Source organism: Aureimonas psammosilenae (assembly GCF_009176975.1).
In the GTDB taxonomy this organism is placed as follows: Bacteria; Pseudomonadota; Alphaproteobacteria; order Rhizobiales; family Rhizobiaceae; genus Plantimonas; species Plantimonas psammosilenae.
Genome location: NZ_WEZG01000003.1, coordinates 192,141 through 209,509, shown reverse-complemented (window position 1 = coordinate 209,509; position 17,369 = coordinate 192,141). Strand labels below are relative to the sequence as shown.

General features: G+C 64.5%; 12 protein-coding genes. 5 read left to right on the top strand and 7 right to left on the bottom strand.

All coding sequences use genetic code 11. The annotated features are described in order from the left end of the window. Positions 1–27: 27 nt before the first annotated feature. The gene (locus F9929_RS07705; RefSeq protein WP_152045976.1) at positions 28–1,407 is read right to left on the bottom strand and encodes an aspartate aminotransferase family protein; all 1,380 of its coding nucleotides are present in this window, start codon (positions 1,405–1,407) and stop codon (positions 28–30) included. A gap of 154 nt (positions 1,408–1,561) precedes the next feature. Here F9929_RS07705 and F9929_RS07700 point away from each other — a divergent pair, with 154 nt between their 5' ends. Further along, positions 1,562–1,792: a hypothetical protein gene (locus tag F9929_RS07700; RefSeq protein WP_152045975.1), complete on the top strand. Its 231-nt coding sequence runs from the start codon at positions 1,562–1,564 to the stop codon at positions 1,790–1,792. Here F9929_RS07700 and F9929_RS07695 read toward each other — a convergent pair. Further along, complete coding sequence (locus F9929_RS07695; RefSeq protein ID WP_152045974.1) at positions 1,770–2,363, bottom strand: DNA-3-methyladenine glycosylase; 594 nt, start codon at positions 2,361–2,363, stop codon at positions 1,770–1,772. The two genes, F9929_RS07700 and F9929_RS07695, sit on opposite strands and share 23 nt — an antisense overlap. Before the next feature lie 128 nt (positions 2,364–2,491). Here F9929_RS07695 and metH point away from each other — a divergent pair, with 128 nt between their 5' ends. Then, positions 2,492–6,256: a methionine synthase gene (gene metH / locus F9929_RS07690; protein ID WP_152045973.1), complete on the top strand. Its 3,765-nt coding sequence runs from the start codon at positions 2,492–2,494 to the stop codon at positions 6,254–6,256. Positions 6,257–6,287: 31 nt separating this feature from the next. Here the strand turns inward: metH and F9929_RS07685 are convergent, their stop codons facing one another. Then, positions 6,288–7,070: a DUF2076 domain-containing protein gene (locus F9929_RS07685; RefSeq protein ID WP_152045972.1), complete on the bottom strand. Its 783-nt coding sequence runs from the start codon at positions 7,068–7,070 to the stop codon at positions 6,288–6,290. Positions 7,071–7,263: 193 nt separating this feature from the next. Here F9929_RS07685 and F9929_RS07680 point away from each other — a divergent pair, with 193 nt between their 5' ends. Beyond that, positions 7,264–7,740, top strand: coding sequence for an NUDIX hydrolase (locus F9929_RS07680; RefSeq protein ID WP_152045971.1), 477 nt, complete (start codon positions 7,264–7,266; stop codon positions 7,738–7,740). Here F9929_RS07680 and F9929_RS07675 read toward each other — a convergent pair. The 4 genes from F9929_RS07675 to F9929_RS07660 form a co-directional block, all read right to left on the bottom strand. After that, complete coding sequence (locus F9929_RS07675; RefSeq protein WP_210251314.1) at positions 7,693–8,328, bottom strand: exopolysaccharide biosynthesis protein; 636 nt, start codon at positions 8,326–8,328, stop codon at positions 7,693–7,695. The genes F9929_RS07680 and F9929_RS07675 overlap by 48 nt on opposite strands. Before the next feature lie 87 nt (positions 8,329–8,415). Continuing rightward, the gene (locus F9929_RS07670) at positions 8,416–10,320 is read right to left on the bottom strand and encodes a potassium transporter Kup (protein ID WP_152045969.1); all 1,905 of its coding nucleotides are present in this window, start codon (positions 10,318–10,320) and stop codon (positions 8,416–8,418) included. Positions 10,321–10,549: 229 nt separating this feature from the next. After that, positions 10,550–13,687, bottom strand: a complete 3,138-nt coding sequence (locus tag F9929_RS07665; RefSeq protein WP_152046187.1) for an efflux RND transporter permease subunit — start codon at positions 13,685–13,687, stop codon at positions 10,550–10,552. A gap of 23 nt (positions 13,688–13,710) precedes the next feature. Continuing rightward, complete coding sequence (locus tag F9929_RS07660; protein ID WP_152045968.1) at positions 13,711–15,204, bottom strand: efflux RND transporter periplasmic adaptor subunit; 1,494 nt, start codon at positions 15,202–15,204, stop codon at positions 13,711–13,713. Between the two features lie 83 nt (positions 15,205–15,287). On the opposite strand from F9929_RS07660, the gene F9929_RS07655 reads away from it, so the two are divergent. Together F9929_RS07655 and F9929_RS07650 are read left to right on the top strand one after the other, a co-directional pair. Then, the gene (locus F9929_RS07655) at positions 15,288–15,923 is read left to right on the top strand and encodes a TetR family transcriptional regulator (protein WP_152045967.1); all 636 of its coding nucleotides are present in this window, start codon (positions 15,288–15,290) and stop codon (positions 15,921–15,923) included. Positions 15,924–16,084: 161 nt separating this feature from the next. Then, positions 16,085–17,356, top strand: a complete 1,272-nt coding sequence (locus F9929_RS07650; protein WP_152045966.1) for a hypothetical protein — start codon at positions 16,085–16,087, stop codon at positions 17,354–17,356. The last annotated feature ends 13 nt before the right edge of the window (positions 17,357–17,369 follow it).

Below are 17,369 nucleotides of genomic sequence, written 5' to 3'. Positions count from 1 at the left end.
AGGGCGGCCGAGCCGCCTCGTTTCCCGTCAGGCTTTCGGGAGTGCCGCGATCGCCTGATCGAAGGCGCGCTCGAAGCGGTCGAGCATTTCGATCACTTCGCTTTCGCTGATGATCAGCGGCGGGCAAAAGGCGATCTGGTCGCCGATGGCGCGGATGATGACGCCATGCTCGTGGCCGGCGTCGAAGATCGACAGGCCGAGCTTGCCGACGGGATCGAAGCGGCGCTTGGTTTCCTTGTCGGCGACAAGCTCGATGGCGGCGATCAAGCCGACCCCGCGCACTTCGCCGACATGGGGATGATCGGCGAAGCGGCGGCGCAATTCGCGCTGCATGACCTCGCCGACGACCCGTGCGTTTTCCACGAGGCCTTTCTCTTCGATGATGTCGAGATTCTCGAGCGCCACGGCGGTCGCGACCGGATGGGCGCCGGCGGTGAAGCCGTGGCCGAAGGTGCCGATCTTGGCCGTGTTGTCGGCCATCACCTGATAGATCTCGTTCGAGATCAGAACGGCGGCGAGCGGCTGGTAGGACGAGGTGATCTGCTTCGACAGAACGAGGATGTCCGGCTCGATGCCGTAGTAATCGCAGGCGAAGGTGGTGCCGAGACGGCCGAAGCCGTTGATGACCTCGTCCGCGACGATCAGGATGTCGTATTTCCGGCAAACGGCCTGGATCTTTTCCCAATAACCGGCCGGCGGCGGCAGAACGCCGCCCGCACCCATCAAGGGCTCGCCGATAAAGGCCGCGACCGTTTCCGGGCCCGCCTCGATCACGAGGTTTTCCAGCTCTTCCGCAAGCCGCGTCGAAAAGGCCTCTTCGCTCTCGCCGGGCAAGGCGTTGCGATAATGGTGCGGGCAGGTGACGTGGCGGACCGGGATGATCGGCAGGTCGAAATCGCGGTGGTTGGTGGGCAGGCCGGTGAGCGAGCCGGACGCGATCGTAATGCCGTGATAGGCGTTCTGGCGGGCGATGAAGGTCTTCTTCTCGTGCCGGCCAAGGGCGTTGTTGTAGTACCAGACCATCTTGATGGCGGTGTCGTTGGCTTCCGAACCGGAATTGGCGAAGAAGGCCTTCGTCAGCTTGGCCGGGCTCATGCGAACCAACCGCTCGGCCAGCATGATCGCCGGCTCGTTCGATTTGTGGCTGAACGAATGGTAATAGGGAAGGCGCTGCATCTGCCGGTATGCGGCGTCGGCGAGGCGCTTTTCGCCAAAGCCCACTGCGACGCTCCAAAGCCCGGCCATCGCCTCGATATAGCTTTTGCCCTCGTCGTCGAAGACGTGGATGCCGTCGCCGCGCTCGATCACGATCGGTCCACGCTCCTCATGGCGGCGGGCGTTCGTCACGGCGTGGAAGAGATATTCCACGTCGCGGGCATGCATCGAATTGGGCAGGGCATTGGACATCGGGAACGGCTTCCGGCTTTCGAGGCGCGTGATGGCGGGAACACTATCCCCTCGTTGGCCGCCGCGCAAAGCCGCCGGCTGCCTTCTGCCGCAGGGCCGAACCATCTTGTGGCGTGGGCGTTGGGCTTGGGAGGCCTGCCAAGGAGAATATCCCATGCCCGACGATACCATTCGCACCGTTTCCGCCAACTCCTCGCACGAGGACGAGCGCGTATCGCCGGGTGGCAAGACGCCCAAGAGTTCCGACACGCTGGCCAATGCGCGCGGCGGGCCGGACGCCGACCACCACCCGGAAGCCGCCGCCAGCACGCTTGCCGACGAGGAAGCCGGCGCTTCCGGGCGCGACGACGATGGCGGCGGGATCACCCCGTTGAAGCGTCGCTGAGCGGTGGCGCCGGTTCGGTGAAGCGCTTGCTGAGGTAAGGCGAGCCGGCAAGCCCGAACCGCCACGGCGTTTCGACGCCCTTCGAGATGCCGATGCGCGGGCCGACGGAAACGAGCGGCACCGCGCCGCGCGGTTGAAGCTCGAAGGGTGGGGCGTCCAACGGCAGCCCGTAATGGGAAAGGTCGATGCCGAGCGCCTGTCCGACCTTGCCGGGGCCGGATGTCAGTTGCAGCGGGTTCGGCAAGCCGCGCCGCGCGATCATCGTCTCGATCCCGGCGGTCGGCTCCATGGCGCGGATCAAGACGCCCGCGCCGCAGCCTTCCGGCTCGCAGGTGAAGTTGAGGCACCAGTGGATGCCGTAGGAGCGGTAGACATAGATATGTCCGGCCGGCCCATACATCGCGAGATTGCGTCCGCGCGGGCCGCCGAAGGCGTGGGACGCGGGGTCCTTCTCGTCATAGGCCTCCGTTTCCACGATCACGCCGCCGACCCCGTCCACGAAGAAGGTGCAGCCGATGAGGTCTCTTGCCACCAGGGCGGCGGGGCGTTCGAAGAAGGCGCGTTCGATCATCGGGCCGAAATAGTGCTATTGCGGGTTTCGGCAGTCCATCGCCTCCGCTTGCGGCACGGCCTGTGCATCATATAAAGACATCTTTATATCCTCACCCCATGCCGGGACGGATCGAGCGAAGCCAAGTCATGAGCCAGATCAGCGACAGCCTTTTCGGTTCCTCCAGCGCGAACGCCCGTTTGAGCGCGCGCGAGGCTTTGGCGAAGGCGGCATCCGAACGCATTCTCATCCTCGACGGCGCGATGGGCACGCAGATCCAGGGCCTCGGCCTGGAAGAGGAGCACTTTCGCGGCGACCGCTTTCAGGGCTGCGAATGCCACCTGAAAGGCAACAACGATCTTCTGATCCTGACGCAGCCGCAGGCCATCGAGGATATCCACTACGCCTATGCCAAGGCGGGCGCGGACATCATCGAAACCAACACCTTCTCCTCCACCACCATCGCGCAGGCCGATTACGCGATGGAGGATCAAGTCTACGAGTTGAACCGCGACGGCGCGCGCCTCGTGCGCCGCGCCTGCATCCGCGCCGAACAGGAAGACGGCAAGCGCCGCTTCGTCGCCGGGGCGCTGGGGCCCACCAACCGCACGGCCTCCATCTCGCCGGACGTGAATAATCCGGGCTTTCGCGCCGTCAGCTTCGACGAGTTGCGCATCGCCTATGCCGAACAGGTGAGGGGCCTCATCGACGGCGGGGCGGACCTCATCCTGATCGAGACGATCTTCGATACGCTGAACGCCAAGGCGGCGATCTTCGCCTCGCGCGAGGTCTTCGCCGAGAAGGGCATCGACCTGCCGATCATGATCTCCGGCACGATCACCGACCGTTCCGGCCGCACGTTGTCGGGCCAGACGCCGACCGCCTTCTGGCATTCGGTGCGCCATGCCGAGCCCTTCACCATCGGCCTCAACTGCGCGCTGGGCGCAGCCGCCATGCGCGACCATCTGGCGGAAATCTCGGGCGTCGCCGATACGTTCGTTTGTGCCTATCCCAATGCCGGCCTGCCGAACGAGTTCGGCCAATACGACGAAACGCCGGAAGCGATGGCGCGCCAGATCGCCGGCTTTGCCGACGAGGGTCTCATCAACATCGTCGGCGGTTGCTGCGGCTCGACGCCCGCTCATATCGCGGCCATCGCGGACGCCGTGCGCGGCAAGGCCCCGCGCGCCATTCCGTGGATCGCGCCGCAGATGCGCTTGTCGGGGCTGGAGCCCTTCGTTCTGACGCCGGAAATCCCATTCGTGAATGTCGGCGAGCGCACCAACGTCACCGGCTCGGCGCGCTTCCGCAAGCTCATCACCAACGGCGATTATCCGACCGCGCTTTCGGTGGCGCGCGAGCAGGTGGAGAACGGCGCGCAGGTCATCGACATCAACATGGACGAGGGCCTGATCGACTCCAAACAGGCGATGGTCGACTACCTCAACCTCGTCGCCGCCGAGCCGGACATCGCCCGCGTGCCGGTGATGATCGATTCCTCCAAGTTCGAGGTGATCGAGGCCGGCCTGAAATGCGTCCAGGGCAAGCCGCTGGTCAATTCCATCTCGATGAAGGAAGGCGAGGAGGCTTTCCTGAAAGCCGCCCGGCTCGTGCGCGACTACGGCGCGGCCGTGGTCGTGATGGCCTTCGACGAGGCGGGGCAGGCCGATACGTTCGAGCGCAAGGTCGAGATCTGCACCAAGGCCTACAAGCTCCTGACGGAAAAGATCGGATTCCCGCCGGAGGACATCGTCTTCGACCCGAACGTCTTCGCCGTCGCCACCGGCATCGAGGAGCATAACGGCTACGGCACCGCCTTCATCGAGGCGACGCGCACGATCCGCGAAACCCTGCCGCACGCGCATATTTCCGGCGGTGTTTCCAACCTCTCCTTCTCGTTTCGCGGCAACGAGCCGGTGCGCGAGGCGATGCACGCCGTGTTCCTGTACCACGCCATCCAGGCGGGCATGGATATGGGCATCGTCAATGCCGGCCAGCTCGCTGTCTACGACGCCATCGACGCGGAACTGCGCGAAGCCTGCGAGGACGTCGTTCTCAACCGGCGCGACGATGCCACGGATCGGCTCCTCGCCATCGCGGAACGCTTCCGGGGCACGGGGGCGCGGGAAGCCAAAGCGCAGGACCTCGCATGGCGCGAGAAGCCCGTCGCCGAGCGCCTCAGCCACGCCCTCGTCAACGGCATCACGGATTTCATCGAGGCCGATACCGAGGAAGCGCGGGCGGCGGCCGAGCGCCCGCTCCACGTCATCGAAGGCCCGCTGATGGACGGCATGAACGTCGTCGGCGACCTGTTCGGCGCGGGCAAGATGTTCCTGCCGCAGGTGGTGAAGTCGGCGCGCGTGATGAAACAGGCGGTGGCCTATCTTCTGCCCTTCATGGAGGAGGAGAAGGCTGCCGAGGGGGGCACGCGCAAGGCGGCCGGCAAGATTCTGATGGCGACGGTGAAGGGCGATGTCCACGACATCGGCAAGAACATCGTCGGCGTCGTTCTAGCCTGCAACAACTACGAGATCGTGGATCTCGGCGTGATGGTGCCCTCCGCGAGGATTCTGGAAGAGGCCAAAAAGCATGGCGTCGACGTGATCGGTCTCAGCGGCCTCATCACGCCTTCGCTGGACGAGATGGTGCATGTCGCGGCCGAGATGGAGCGCGAAGGGCTCGACATTCCGCTTCTGATCGGCGGGGCGACGACGAGCCGTGTTCATACGGCGGTGAAGATCGATCCCAACTACCGCGCCGGCCAGACCGTCTATGTGACGGATGCGAGCCGCGCCGTGGGCGTCGTGTCGAACCTTCTGTCCGAAACGGTGCGCGACGACTACATCGCTTCGATCCGCCAGGAATATGCCAGGGTCGCCGCCAACCATGCGCGTTCGGAAGCGGAGAAGAAGCGTCTGCCGCTCGCCCGCGCCCGCGAGAATGCGCTGCGCCTCGATTGGGCTTCCTACCAGCCGACGCGCCCGAGCTTCCTCGGCACCCGCGTCTTCAAGACCTACGATCTTGAGCGCTTGGTCTCCTACATCGACTGGACGCCCTTCTTCCAGACCTGGGAGATGAAGGGTCGCTATCCGCAGCTTCTGGACGACGAGCGCCAGGGAGTGGCCGCGCGCCAGCTCTTCGACGACGCGCAGAACATGCTGCGCCAGATCGTGGAAGAGAAGTGGTTCGCCCCGAAGGCGGTGATCGGCTTCTGGCCGGCCAACGCGGAAGGCGACGACATCAAGCTCTACACCGACGACAGCCGGACAACGGAACTCGCGACCTTCTTCACGCTTCGCCAGCAGCTTTCGAAGCGCGGCGAGAACCACGCCAATCTGGCGCTCGCCGATTTCGTCGCGCCGCGCGCGCAAGGCGTCGGTGATTATGTCGGTGGCTTCGTGGTGACGGCTGGGATCGAGGAGGAGGGCATCTCGGCACGCTTCGCGCGCGCGAACGACGATTACGCCTCCATCATGGTGAAGGCGCTCGCCGACCGCTTCGCGGAAGCCTTCGCCGAAGAGATGCACGAGCGGGTGCGGCGCGAGTTCTGGGGCTATGCCGCGAACGAGACTGCCTCGCCCGAGGAACTCGTCGCCGAGAAGTATGACGGCATTCGCCCCGCCCCCGGCTACCCCGCGCAGCCCGACCATACCGAGAAGAAGACCCTGTTCCGCTTGCTCGAAGCCGAGGAGCGCATCGGCGTCCAACTGACGGAAAGCTATGCCATGTGGCCGGGCTCGTCCGTGTCCGGCATCTATATCGGTCACCCGCAGAGCTATTATTTCGGGGTGGCCAAGGTCGAGCGCGATCAGGTCGAGGACTATGCCGCGCGCAAGGGCATGAACGTTGCGGAGGTCGAGCGCTGGCTCGGCCCCATCCTCAACTATGTGCCGATCGCCGAAGCGGCGGAGTGAGAACTCCGCCGCGCCAAACCGTCATGCACTCTCAGATCTGGTCGGACCCGTCGTCGGAGAAGTCCCCGCCGTCGTCGTAGGACGCGTCCTGATAGCCATCGTCCTGGCTGTCGTCGTCGGCATAGGAGCCGCCGTCGGAAGCCTCGCGGACATCGTTCTCCGGCGCGCCTTCGTAGATGTTGGTGGTCTCGTTGACGATCTCGGTCGGCTGGTCGCCGCCGCCGAAAAGCCCGCCATGGTGACCGCCGAAGAACGACCCGATGGCGTTGCCGAGAACGACACCGCCGGCGACGCCCATCGCCGTCTGCGCCGCGCCCGCCAGGAATCCGCCTCCACCGCCCATGCCGCGCCCGAACCCGCCGCCCTGCGGGGCATACTGCTGCGGGGCTTGCGCATATTGCGGGGGAGGCGGCGCGTATTGCGTCGGCGGCTCGGCATATTGCGGCGCGGACTGCCGGTTGCCGTAGGCCGCGCCCCACGGGCCGGCGGCCGGGCGCTGCGGCTGGGGCGTCGACGGCGAGGGGCCGTTGCCGAACACCCGCGAAAGGAAGCCGCCTCCTTCCGCCGGCCGCTCGGGCTGCGCGGCGCTCTCGGCGAGGCGACGCTTCAACTCGTCCACTTCCCCCTTCTTGGCGTTCAACGCCATGTCCTGCATGACGATCGTCTGCGCCATGTAGTAGGGCGCGCCCTGCAGCCGCTGGCTTTCCTCCGTGATCAGCCGTTCGGCCTCGGCGTCGCGCGGTCCGGCCTGTCGCTCGACCTCGCGCAGTTTGCTGAAAAGACCCGAAATCGCGTCACGGTCCCGAGTATCCATCGAAACCTCCATTCAACCATCGCCTCTTGCGAGCGAAGCGATGACGAGATGGGGTGAGCGATAGTCCCAGGCCAGCCGGGCACGCTAATTTTTGCCGACCTGACAAATAGATGGGTGAAAGCGTCGCATCCAGGATAGGTCGAAGTCGCCCACGTACTTATATTGAGAACATACCCAGCCGATTGGAGAGCCGATGTCCGACAGGAAGCGCAACACCCAATACGGCGCGCTTCCTTACGATATCGACCATCACGGGAAGCTGCGCATCTTGCTCGTCACCACGCGGGGGACGGGTCGATGGATCGTGCCGAAGGGCTGGCCCATGCGCTTCCTGCAACCGCACAAGGCCGCGGCGCGCGAAGCTTTCGAGGAAGCCGGCGTGATCGGCAAGGCCAAGCGCAAGCCCATCGGCACGTTCGAATACGACAAGATCGCCGACGACGGCAGTTCCGTGCGCTGCAAGGTCCACGTCTTCCCGCTCAATGTCGAGCGGCTGGAAGAGAACTGGCGCGAGGCCCTGCAAAGGCGGCGGCAATGGTTCAAGCCGGACGAGGCGGCCGAACTCGTTTCCGAACCGGAACTGAAGGACATCCTTCGCAACTATCGGCCGAATGGCGTGAAGTCAGGCAAGAAGCTTGTCGATGAAGAGCAGGATAGCCTTCACCGCTAGAAGCACGACGCCGGACACCACCACCGTCGAGATCACCGATAGAACGCCTCCGATCATCACCCAGATGCCGTCGCGCTCCAAAAGCGCGAGGGAGAAGACGCTGATCGCGATCGCCGGCAGCATGTTGCCGAGCGGGATCGGCAGAAACAGGATCGTCGCCATCAGGAGGCAGCAGGCCCCGATGACATATTCCGCCGGCGGCTGGGTGAGCGTCACGAGGCGCGGCTTCAGCAACCGCTCGGCGCGCACGATCCAGGGCGTGATCTTTTCCACCATCTTGGCGAAATCGGCGCGCAGCACCGACCGGTTGGCGATCACCGCCGGCAGCCACGGCTTTCGTCCGAACGTCAACTGAGCGGCGAGAAACACCAGCGGCGCGCCCAGAATGGCAGAGGTGCCGGGCGGCGTCGGGATGGCGTTCGGGATCGCGAAAATCAGCATCAGCGCACCGAAGGCGCGGTCTTCCAGGGTCAGGACGAGATCGGCGATCGAAATCCGCTCCCGTGACGGATCGGCGGCGAGATCGGCGAGAATGTCGGCGAGCCTGCGTTTGGGCGGGAGCGTTTGTATGCGCGTCTCGTCGTCCATCATGCCTTCCAATGCCCGGCTCCCGGCTTGGTTACCATGTGGATGGTAAACAACATACCCAGTACGATCTTATGTCAGGTGTGATCATCAGATCGTGAACTGCTGACCCATCTCCACGACACGATTGGTAGGCAGGCAATAGTAGTTCGAAGTGTCGGCCGCCGAGATCGCCATGGAAATATAAAGACGATCCTGCCATTGCGGCATTCCGACATTGGCGGTCGCGCGGAAGACACGGCGTGACAAGAAGAACGAGGTCGACATGATCTCGAACTTCAGTCCCTTTTTCTTGGCGAGAGAAAGCGCCTTCGGGACGTTGGGCTCCTCCATGTAGCCGAAGGTCAGGAAGACCCGCGTGAAGAGCTCCGACGCCGGCTCGATGCGAACGCGGTCCTCCAGCGCGACGCGGGGACTGTTCTCCACGATGATGGTCAGAATGATGTTGCGCTCGTGGAGGACGCCGTTGTGCTTCAGATTGTGCATCAGCGCGCTGGGCGCCATTTGCGTGTCGGAGGTGAGGAAAACCGCCGTGCCGCGCGCGCGCATCGGCTGTGAGCGCTCAAGCATGTGGGTCAGGTCGTTCAAGGCGATGCTTTCGCGCCGCGCCTTCGCGTAGACGATCCGCGTGCCGCGCATCCATGTCCACATGATCACGGTGAGGACGAGCGCCATGCCGAGCGGCGCGTAGCCGCCGTCGAGCACCTTCAGAAGATTCGAGCCGAGGAAGATGGACTCGACCGTGATGAAGGGGATGACAACCAGCGCCGACAGGATCGGCGACCACTTCCAGTATTTCCAGAACAGGAGGAAGGCGAGGAGCGAGGTGCCGATCATGTTGCCGGTGACGGCGATGCCGTAGGCGCTGGCGAGCTTCCCCGACGTCTGGAAGACCAAAACGAGCACCATCACGCCGATGAACAGGAGAAGGTTCACCTTCGGCATGTAGATCTGGCCGAACTGCTCTTCGGAGGTGTGGAGGATTTCCATCCGCGGCACGAGGCCGAGCTGGACGGCCTGCTGCGTCAGGGAAAAGGCGCCGGTGATGACGGCCTGACTGGCGATCACGGTGGCCATGGTGGCGAGGATCACCAGCGGCAGGCGGAACCATTCGGGCGCGAGCAGGAAGAACGGGTTGTCGACCGTCGCCTTGTCGGAAAGAATTAGCGCGCCCTGGCCGAGATAGTTGAGGGCAAGGGCCGGGAAGACGAGGACGATCCAGGCCACGCGGATCGGCTTGCGGCCGAAATGCCCCATATCCGCGTAGAGCGCTTCGGCACCCGTGATGGCGAGGAACACCGAACCCAGCACGATCAGCGCGAGGAAGCCCTCGTGGATCAGGAAGACCACAGCGTTGACGGGGTTCAGCGCCTGGAGGATATCCGGCCTGTCGCCGATATGGAGAAGGCCGAGAACGCCGATCACCACGAACCAGACGATGGTGATCGGGCCGAAGAACACGGCGATGCGTCCCGTGCCCCGGTTCTGCACGGCGAAGAGGACGCACAGAATCGCGATGGTGATCGGCAGAATCCAGCCGTCGAACGCCGGCGTGACGAGCTTCAAACCCTCGATGGCCGAAAGCACGGAGATGGCCGGTGTGATCACCGCGTCGCCGTAGAAGAGCGAGGCGCCGACGATGCCGATGAAGGCGAGGAACGTCCGGCGCCCCAGGGCCCGCTGCACGAGCGCCAGGAGGGACAGGGTGCCGCCTTCGCCGTTGTTGTCGGCCTGCAGGATCAGAAGCACGTATTTGACGGTAACGATCAGCGTCAGCGCCCAGAAGAGCAGCGAAACGACGCCGATCACTTCGCTGTCGAGAAGGCCACCTTCCGCCGAATGGACGACGGCTTCGCGCAGGGCGTAGAGCGGACTCGTGCCGATGTCGCCGTAGACGACGCCGATGCAGCCGAGCAGAAGCTTCCAGAAGCCGGATTGGTCATGACCATGACCTCGCTCCTGAGCCAGATTCGGTTGGTCCGTATCGACTGCCAATCAGCTTCTCCGGGACGCGTCGGCCAGCCAGATGGATGAACCGTTGCGCTACCTTGCGATAGCATCATACCCGCGCCGCTGGCGAGCGGTGCGTTGGTGCCGGGCGCTTGGAATAGGAAATCGGCGGCTAATGCAACCGGGCCGGCCCTTTTGCAGTGCAAAAAAGGCTCGTGGAAGCCTCGAATAAGCCGAACCGCGCCTTTTGGGCGCGGCTCGGTGCGGTTTGGGATCAGGCGTTTGCAGGGGCGGGTTCCGGATTTCCCTCGTCCTTCTCCGCCTTCTCCTCCGGCTTTCGCTCGCGCGTCAGAAGCTTGAAGAACATCGGGATGAAGAAGATGGCGACGAAGGTGGCCAGAATCATGCCGCCGATGACGCCGGTGCCGATGGAATGCCGGCTCGCCGAACCCGCGCCGGACGAGATCGCCAAGGGCACGACGCCGAAGATGAAGGCCAGCGACGTCATGATGATCGGGCGGAAGCGCAGCCGCGCCCCTTCGATGGCGGCGTCGAAGGTGCTGAGACCTTCTTCGCGTTTCATCACGATGAACTCCACGATCAGGATGGCGTTCTTCGCGGCAAGGCCGACGAGCGTGACGAGACCGATCTGGAAGTACACGTCGTTTTCGAGACCGCGCAGCTTGATGGCGAGGAGCGCGCCGAACATGGCGAAGGGCACCGCGAGAATCACCGCCAGCGGCAGGGACCAGCGTTCGAACTGCGCGGCGAGGATCAGGAACACCATGACGATGCCGAAGCCGATGGCGATCGCGCCGGTGCCGCCGGTGGCGAGTTCCTGATAGGCCGAGCCCGTCCATTCGATGCCGAAGCCTTCGGGCAGGGCGGTGGACGCACGCTGCATCGCCTGAAGGGCCTGACCGGATGAGAAGCCGGGCGCCGGATCGCCGGTGACCTTGGCGGCGGTGAAGACGTTGAAGCGCTCGATCAGGTCCGGGCCGACGATCCGCTCGACCTTCAATAAGGTGTCGAGGGGGATCATCGCGCCGTTGGACGACTTCACGTAGACGAACTTCAGGTCTTCAGGCTTCTCGCGGAAGGTCGCTTCCGATTGCAGGCTGACGCGATAGTTGCGCCCGAGAAGCGTGAAGTCGTTGACGTAGAGACTGCCGAAGGTCGCCTGCATCGTGGAGAAGATGTCGGTGATGGGCACACCGAGCGCTTTCGCCTTTTCGCGGTCGACATCGATTTTGTATTGCGGAACGTTCGGCGAGAAGGTCGTGCGCAGGTTGGCGAGTTCGGGCTGCTTGCCTGCCTCCGTGATCAGCTTGTTGGTGGCGTCGACGAGGCCTTGGACGCCCGAGCCGGTGCGGTCCTGCACGTAGAGCTCGAAGCCGCCGGTGGTGGAAAGGCCCTGGATCGGCGGCTGGTTGAAGGCCAGAACCATGCCGTCCTTGATGCCGGCATTGGCGCCCATCAACTGCATCGGCGTTTCACGCCCGTCCGCGTCGCGGTCGGACCAGTCCTTCAGCGTCACGAAGGCGGTGCCGGCGCTGGTGCGCTGGGTGGCGGCCAGAAGGTCGAAGCCGGCAAAGGCCACGACGTCCTGAACGGCCGGGTTCTTACGCGCGTTCTCGCTGACCTCAGCCATCACCTCCGTTGTGCGCGACAAGGAGGAAGCGGGCGGCAGGATACCGACGGCGAAGTTGGAGCCTTGGTCTTCCTCTGGCACCAGCGAGCCCGGAATGGAATAGAAGAACCAAGCCGCGCCGCCGGTGATCGCGGCGAAGACGACAAGGCCGATCACGGCATGGCGCAGAAAGAACCTGACGCCCGCGACATAGCCGTTCGTCAGCTTCTCGAAGCCCCGGTTGAACAGGCGGAAGGGCAGGAGGGGCTTCTTCCGGCTGGGTTTCAGGATCAGCGCGCAAAGGGCGGGCGTCAGCGTCAAGGCGACGATGCCGGAAATGGTGACCGACACGGCGATGGTGACCGCGAACTGGCGATACATCACGCCCGCCAGACCACCGAGGAAGGCGACCGGCACGAACACCGCGCAGAGCGTCAGCACGATGGCGATCACGGGTTCGGCCACTTCCTGCATGGCCTTGGTGGCCGCGTCGGGCGGCGACAGGCCTTCCTCCTCCATGATGCGCTCGGTGTTTTCCAGAACCACGATCGCGTCGTCCACCACGATGCCGATGGAAAGAACGAGGGCGAAGAGCGTCAGAAGATTGATGGAAAAGCCGAGAACGAGCAGGAGGCCGAAGGTGCCGATGATCGATACGGGCACCGCAATGATCGGGATCAGCGTCGCGCGGAACTTCTGGAGGAAGACGTAGACGACGATGATGACGAGGATGATGGCCTCGATGAAGGTGATCACCACCTCCTCGACGGAAGCCACGATGAACTTCGTCGTGTCGTAGGGAATGGCGTAGGTGATGCCCTGCGGAAAGGTCTTCTGCAGCTCGTCCATGGTCGAGCGGATGGATTGAAGCGTTTGCAGGGCGTTCGCGCCCGGCTGCAGATAGAAGCCGATCGGAACGGTGGCCTGACCGTTATAGGTGGCGTTGAAGCCGTAGTCCTGCGCTCCAAGCTCCACCCGCGCCACGTCTTTCAAGCGCAGCGTCGCGGCGTTGGAGCCGTCGGATTTCAGGATGATGTTCTCGAAGGCGCTGGCGTCCGGCAAACGGCCGACGGTGGTCACCGAATAGGTGAAGGCGAGTTGGTCGTTGTTGGGCTCGGCGCCGAACTGCCCGGCGGCGAACTGCGCGTTCTGCTCCTGGATGGCCGCCTGTACGTCGGCTGGGGTCAGGTTGTATTGCGCCAGCGCATCCGGGCGCAGCCAGACGCGCATGGAATAATCGCGCTGCCCGAAGAGTTGCGCGTCGCCGATGCCGGGAATGCGCTTGATCTGGTCGATGACGTAGAGAAGCGCGTAGTTCGAAACATAGGTCGCGTCGTAGCGCGGATCGGAGGACGTCATGGTTGCGACGGCCAGGATCGACGACGAGCGCTTGTCCACCGTCACGCCGAGACGCTGCACCTCGCTCGGCAGACGCGAGATGGCTTGCTGGACGCGGTTGTTGACGTCGATCGTCGCCTGATCGGGGTCGGTGCCCGTTTGGAAGGTGACGGTGATCTGCGTCGTGCCCGACGCCGAGTTGGTCGAGCTCATGTAGAGCATGTTCTGGACGCCGTTCACCTCCTCCTCGATGGTGGCGGCGACGGTCTGGGCCAGCGTTTCGGCGCTGGCTCCCGGATAGGAGGCGTTGATCACGACTTCCGGCGGCACGAGCTGCGGATACTGCTCGATCGGCAGGTTCAGCATGCCGGCCGCGCCGGCGATGGTGATCACGATGGAGATCACCATCGCGAAGATCGGGCGACGGACGAAGAAGTAGCGGATCTTCGTCGAGCCGAAGGGCGACTTCATTGGCCGGCCCCCGCGCTGCCGGCTTGTCCGGCCTTCACGTTGTCGTTGTTCGCGCCGCTCGGCGTGTTGTCCACCGGGCCGCCGCCCTGGCCTTGTGCTTCGCCCCGTGCCTGAACGCCGCTGCCGAGCTGGTTGCCGGTCGCGCTGTCGCCGGCGGGCGTCGGCGCCGCGTCTCCTTGGCCGGTCGGCTGGTTGGCGCCCTGCGCCCCACCGGTGCCGCTGGGGGCGCCGGCATTCGTGGCGCGCGCTTGCCCAGGCGCCGGCTGCGCGTTGCCGGTCTGCGCCGATCCGGCCGAGCCGGCCGCATCCGGTTGCGCACCGGTCGGGTTCACGGGCGCGCCGGGGCGAACCTTCACGACGCCTTCCGTCACGATCCGGTCGCCCGATTTCAGGCCCGAGGACACGATGATGCGCTCGTTCAATTCGCGCCCGACGGTGATCGGGCGAACCTGCGCGACGTTGTTCTGGTCGAGCGTGAAGACGAACTGGCCCTGCGGATTCTGCATCAAGGCCGTTGCCGGCACCTCGATGCCGTTTTCCAGCGACAGGCCCTTGATCGAGATGCGCACGAACTGGCCCGGAAGCAGACGCTGCTCGCCGTTCTCGAACACGGCGCGCGACGAGATCGTGCCGGTATTGGTGTCGATGGTGGAGGAAGTGAAGTCGATCGTGCCGGTCTTGTTGTAGGTGCTGCCGTCGCCGAAGATGACCTCGGCGGAAAGCCCGGTGCCCGCGCCATAGGCCGCGCCGCTTTCGATCAAGCGGCGGATCTGCACCGCCTCCGTGTCGGAGGCCGAGAAGTTCACGTAGATCGGATCGAGCTGGCTGATGCGCGTCAGAAGATCGTTGACGCTGACGAGGCTGCCTTCCGGCACCTGTTCGAGGCTCGTGATTCCGCCCACCGGCGCGTTGACGGTGGCGTAGGTGAGGGACAGGTTGGCCGTGTAGAGCTGCGCGTTCGCCGAAGCGAGCTGGGCTTCCGCGAGCTGACGGTTTGCCACGGCATCGTCCAGCGTCGCGGTGCTGGTTGCGCCCGATTGCACCAGCGAGCGCTGGCGCTCCTCGGTTCGCCGCGCATTGGTGAGCTGCGCTTCGGCCTGCTGCACGGTGGCCTTGGCCTGCTCCACGGCGGCCTGATATTCGCGCGGGTCGATGCGGAAAAGCACCTGGTTCTGCGCGACGCGCGAGCCTTCCTCGAAGGTGCGCTGGAGAATAATGCCGGCGACCCGCGCCCGCACTTCGACCTCACGCGACGCAGCGACGCGCGCCGCATATTCGTAGGTGATCGGAATGGTGCGGCCTTCCACCGTCGCGACCGTCACGGCCGGGGGCGGTGTTTCATGAGCGCCGCCGGCCTGGCCGGCGGCGTTCTGACTGCCGCCTTCGCCGGAACCCTTTTCGCCGCCGCCACCGCTTTCCTGCGCAAGCGCCGTTCCGGACGCCAGAAGGCCGGCCAACAGGGCGATTGAAATGCCTCGACCGAAACTCATCGAAAAACCGATCCGGGTTAGGTTGGCTTATTGCAATGCCGCATACATACATTCATGACTGGATGTAAACAGGGGCGGAAAAAGTGAGGCGCACAAAAAAGGACGCTCTCGAAACGCGAGCGACGATTCTGGACGCCGCCGAGCGGGTCTTTCACCGCCAAGGCGTCGCCAACACGTCGCTGGCGGAGATAGCGTCCGAGGCCAGCGTGACGAGGGGCGCGATCTACTGGCATTTCGCGGGCAAACTCGCTTTGTTCGAGGCGATGAGCGACCGGGTGACGCTGCCCGAGGAAGCGTTCTTCCGCGAACGCGCGGAGGGCGAAAGCGGCGATACGCTGGACGGTTTGAAGGCGCTGAACGTCGAATTGGTGCAGCGTTTCATCGCCGACCCCCACGCGCAGCGGGTTCACGAAATCCTGATGTTCCGCTGCGAATATGTCGGCGAGATGGACGCCGTCATGCAGCGCCGCCGCGACGTGGAGGATACGTTCTCCGAGGCGCTGGTGGATGCCTTGTCCCGCATCGCGGAAGAAGGGGGCATGGGAAAGGGCTGGACGCCGGACCTTGCCGCCGCGATCCTGCGCTGCGCGATGGTCGGGGCCTTGTCCGACTGGATTCGGCGCGGGCGCGATTTCGACCTTCTGCCGGTGGTCTCGGTGCTGCTGGACAGCATCTTCGGCTCGTTTCGCTGCGATCTGCCTGAAGCGGTCTCTAACTGAGGGCGCGCGAAAAGCAGCGTTCAGCATCTTCATCGATTCGCGCCGGCGATAGGGCGTGGCGCGCTTCCGGTGGCCGTTTCGCTGCCTTAATATCCCGTTAACACGAGGAATAATCCGAATCGGTCGGCATGGGCTTCTCGACCGAACCGTCAGGGGCCACCATGTCGAAATCGCAATCCTATCTGCTGCGCGGCCAGATCAACCGGCTGGAAGTGACGACTCGCGTCACCCTGTCCGTTCTGGCGCTCGGCAGCGGCGTCTTCACCTATCTCGGGGTTCGTGAACTTCTCGACGGATCGGCGACCACGGTGTTTCTCGGCGCGGTGATCTATTCCACCGCCGTTTCCGTCGGCATCTATGCCTTCTGGTCCTATCTCCTGCGCTTGATGCCGCATGTGCGCGGCGGCCGAGGTCTCCTTTACGTCGCGATGGCGCTCGGCGCGGCGATGATCCTCGCCATGTCCTCGTGGCTGAACGCTTCCGCGCTTGCCGGCTCGGCGGCGCTGGAACAGCATCTCGCCAACACCACGGAAGATTATCAGGCGCGCTTCAACGCCGCGAACGAGAACGCGCTCGCCGCCCAGAGCCTTCTTCCCGACATCCAGCTCGCCTCGCAGCGTTTCGCCAGCCTCGCCGATGTGGAGCGCCAGTCCGGCGCGCTGACCGGCACGTCCGGTTCCGGCACCGTGGTGCAGCTTCTGTCGCAGATGTCGGCGCAACTCGGCGGCTTGCAACAGGAGATCGTTGCATCGCGGCAGGCGGTGGACGCGATCTTCGCGGACGGCTCGAAGCGTCTGGCCACCATGCGCGAACTCGTGTCTTCCGCCGGCCCCGTCGCCGAGCGCTCCAACGCCTATGCCGAGGAAGCGGTGAAGCTGTCGGGCCTCATCACCGCGCTTCAACAGACCTCCGTCGCTCCTTCCGTAAAGCGCGCGGCCGAGGATCTCGGCAAGAGCCTCATCGCGCCCGTGGCGGATGGCGGCGACGCCAATCTCCAGACGCGTCAGAGCGAGGTCGTCGGCAAGGTCGAGGCTGCGGTGAAGGCGCAGAGCGAGCAACTCGCCACGGCCGCCGACGAGATCCTGGCGCGTCCCGTCGTGCAGCCGTTGCGCTTCACGCCCCTGTCCGCACCCGAAGCCGTGATCCGCTATGCTGGCGACTTCATGCCCTCCTGGGCCGGCGCCATCGCCATCGATCTCCTGCCGGGCGTTCTGATCTTCATTCTCTGCATCGTTCAGGATGTCATCCGCCGCGAAGAGGGTACGGAAGCGGAGATCGCCGAGATGAGCACCGCCGATTTGATGCGGGCTTTGAAGATTCAGCGCCAACTGCGTATGACGGAAGACGAAACCGATTTGATCGTCGCGACGCGGGAGGACGTGGTCCAGCAGAACGACCCGCCCGCCCATTATCCCAAGACCGTTTCCCGATAGGATGGAGCGTGTC

Excerpts from the sequence above, each read along its gene's own strand:
- F9929_RS07705 (WP_152045976.1), bottom strand. The coding sequence starts at position 1,407 with ATGTCCAATGCCCTGCCCAATTCGATGCATGCCCGCGACGTGGAATAT.
- F9929_RS07700 (WP_152045975.1), top strand. The coding sequence starts at position 1,562 with ATGCCCGACGATACCATTCGCACCGTTTCCGCCAACTCCTCGCACGAG.
- F9929_RS07695 (WP_152045974.1), bottom strand. The coding sequence starts at position 2,363 with ATGATCGAACGCGCCTTCTTCGAACGCCCCGCCGCCCTGGTGGCAAGA.
- metH (WP_152045973.1), top strand. The coding sequence starts at position 2,492 with ATGAGCCAGATCAGCGACAGCCTTTTCGGTTCCTCCAGCGCGAACGCC.
- F9929_RS07685 (WP_152045972.1), bottom strand. The coding sequence starts at position 7,070 with ATGGATACTCGGGACCGTGACGCGATTTCGGGTCTTTTCAGCAAACTG.
- F9929_RS07680 (WP_152045971.1), top strand. The coding sequence starts at position 7,264 with ATGTCCGACAGGAAGCGCAACACCCAATACGGCGCGCTTCCTTACGAT.
- F9929_RS07675 (WP_210251314.1), bottom strand. The coding sequence starts at position 8,328 with ATGGACGACGAGACGCGCATACAAACGCTCCCGCCCAAACGCAGGCTC.
- F9929_RS07660 (WP_152045968.1), bottom strand. The coding sequence starts at position 15,204 with ATGAGTTTCGGTCGAGGCATTTCAATCGCCCTGTTGGCCGGCCTTCTG.
- F9929_RS07650 (WP_152045966.1), top strand. The coding sequence starts at position 16,085 with ATGTCGAAATCGCAATCCTATCTGCTGCGCGGCCAGATCAACCGGCTG.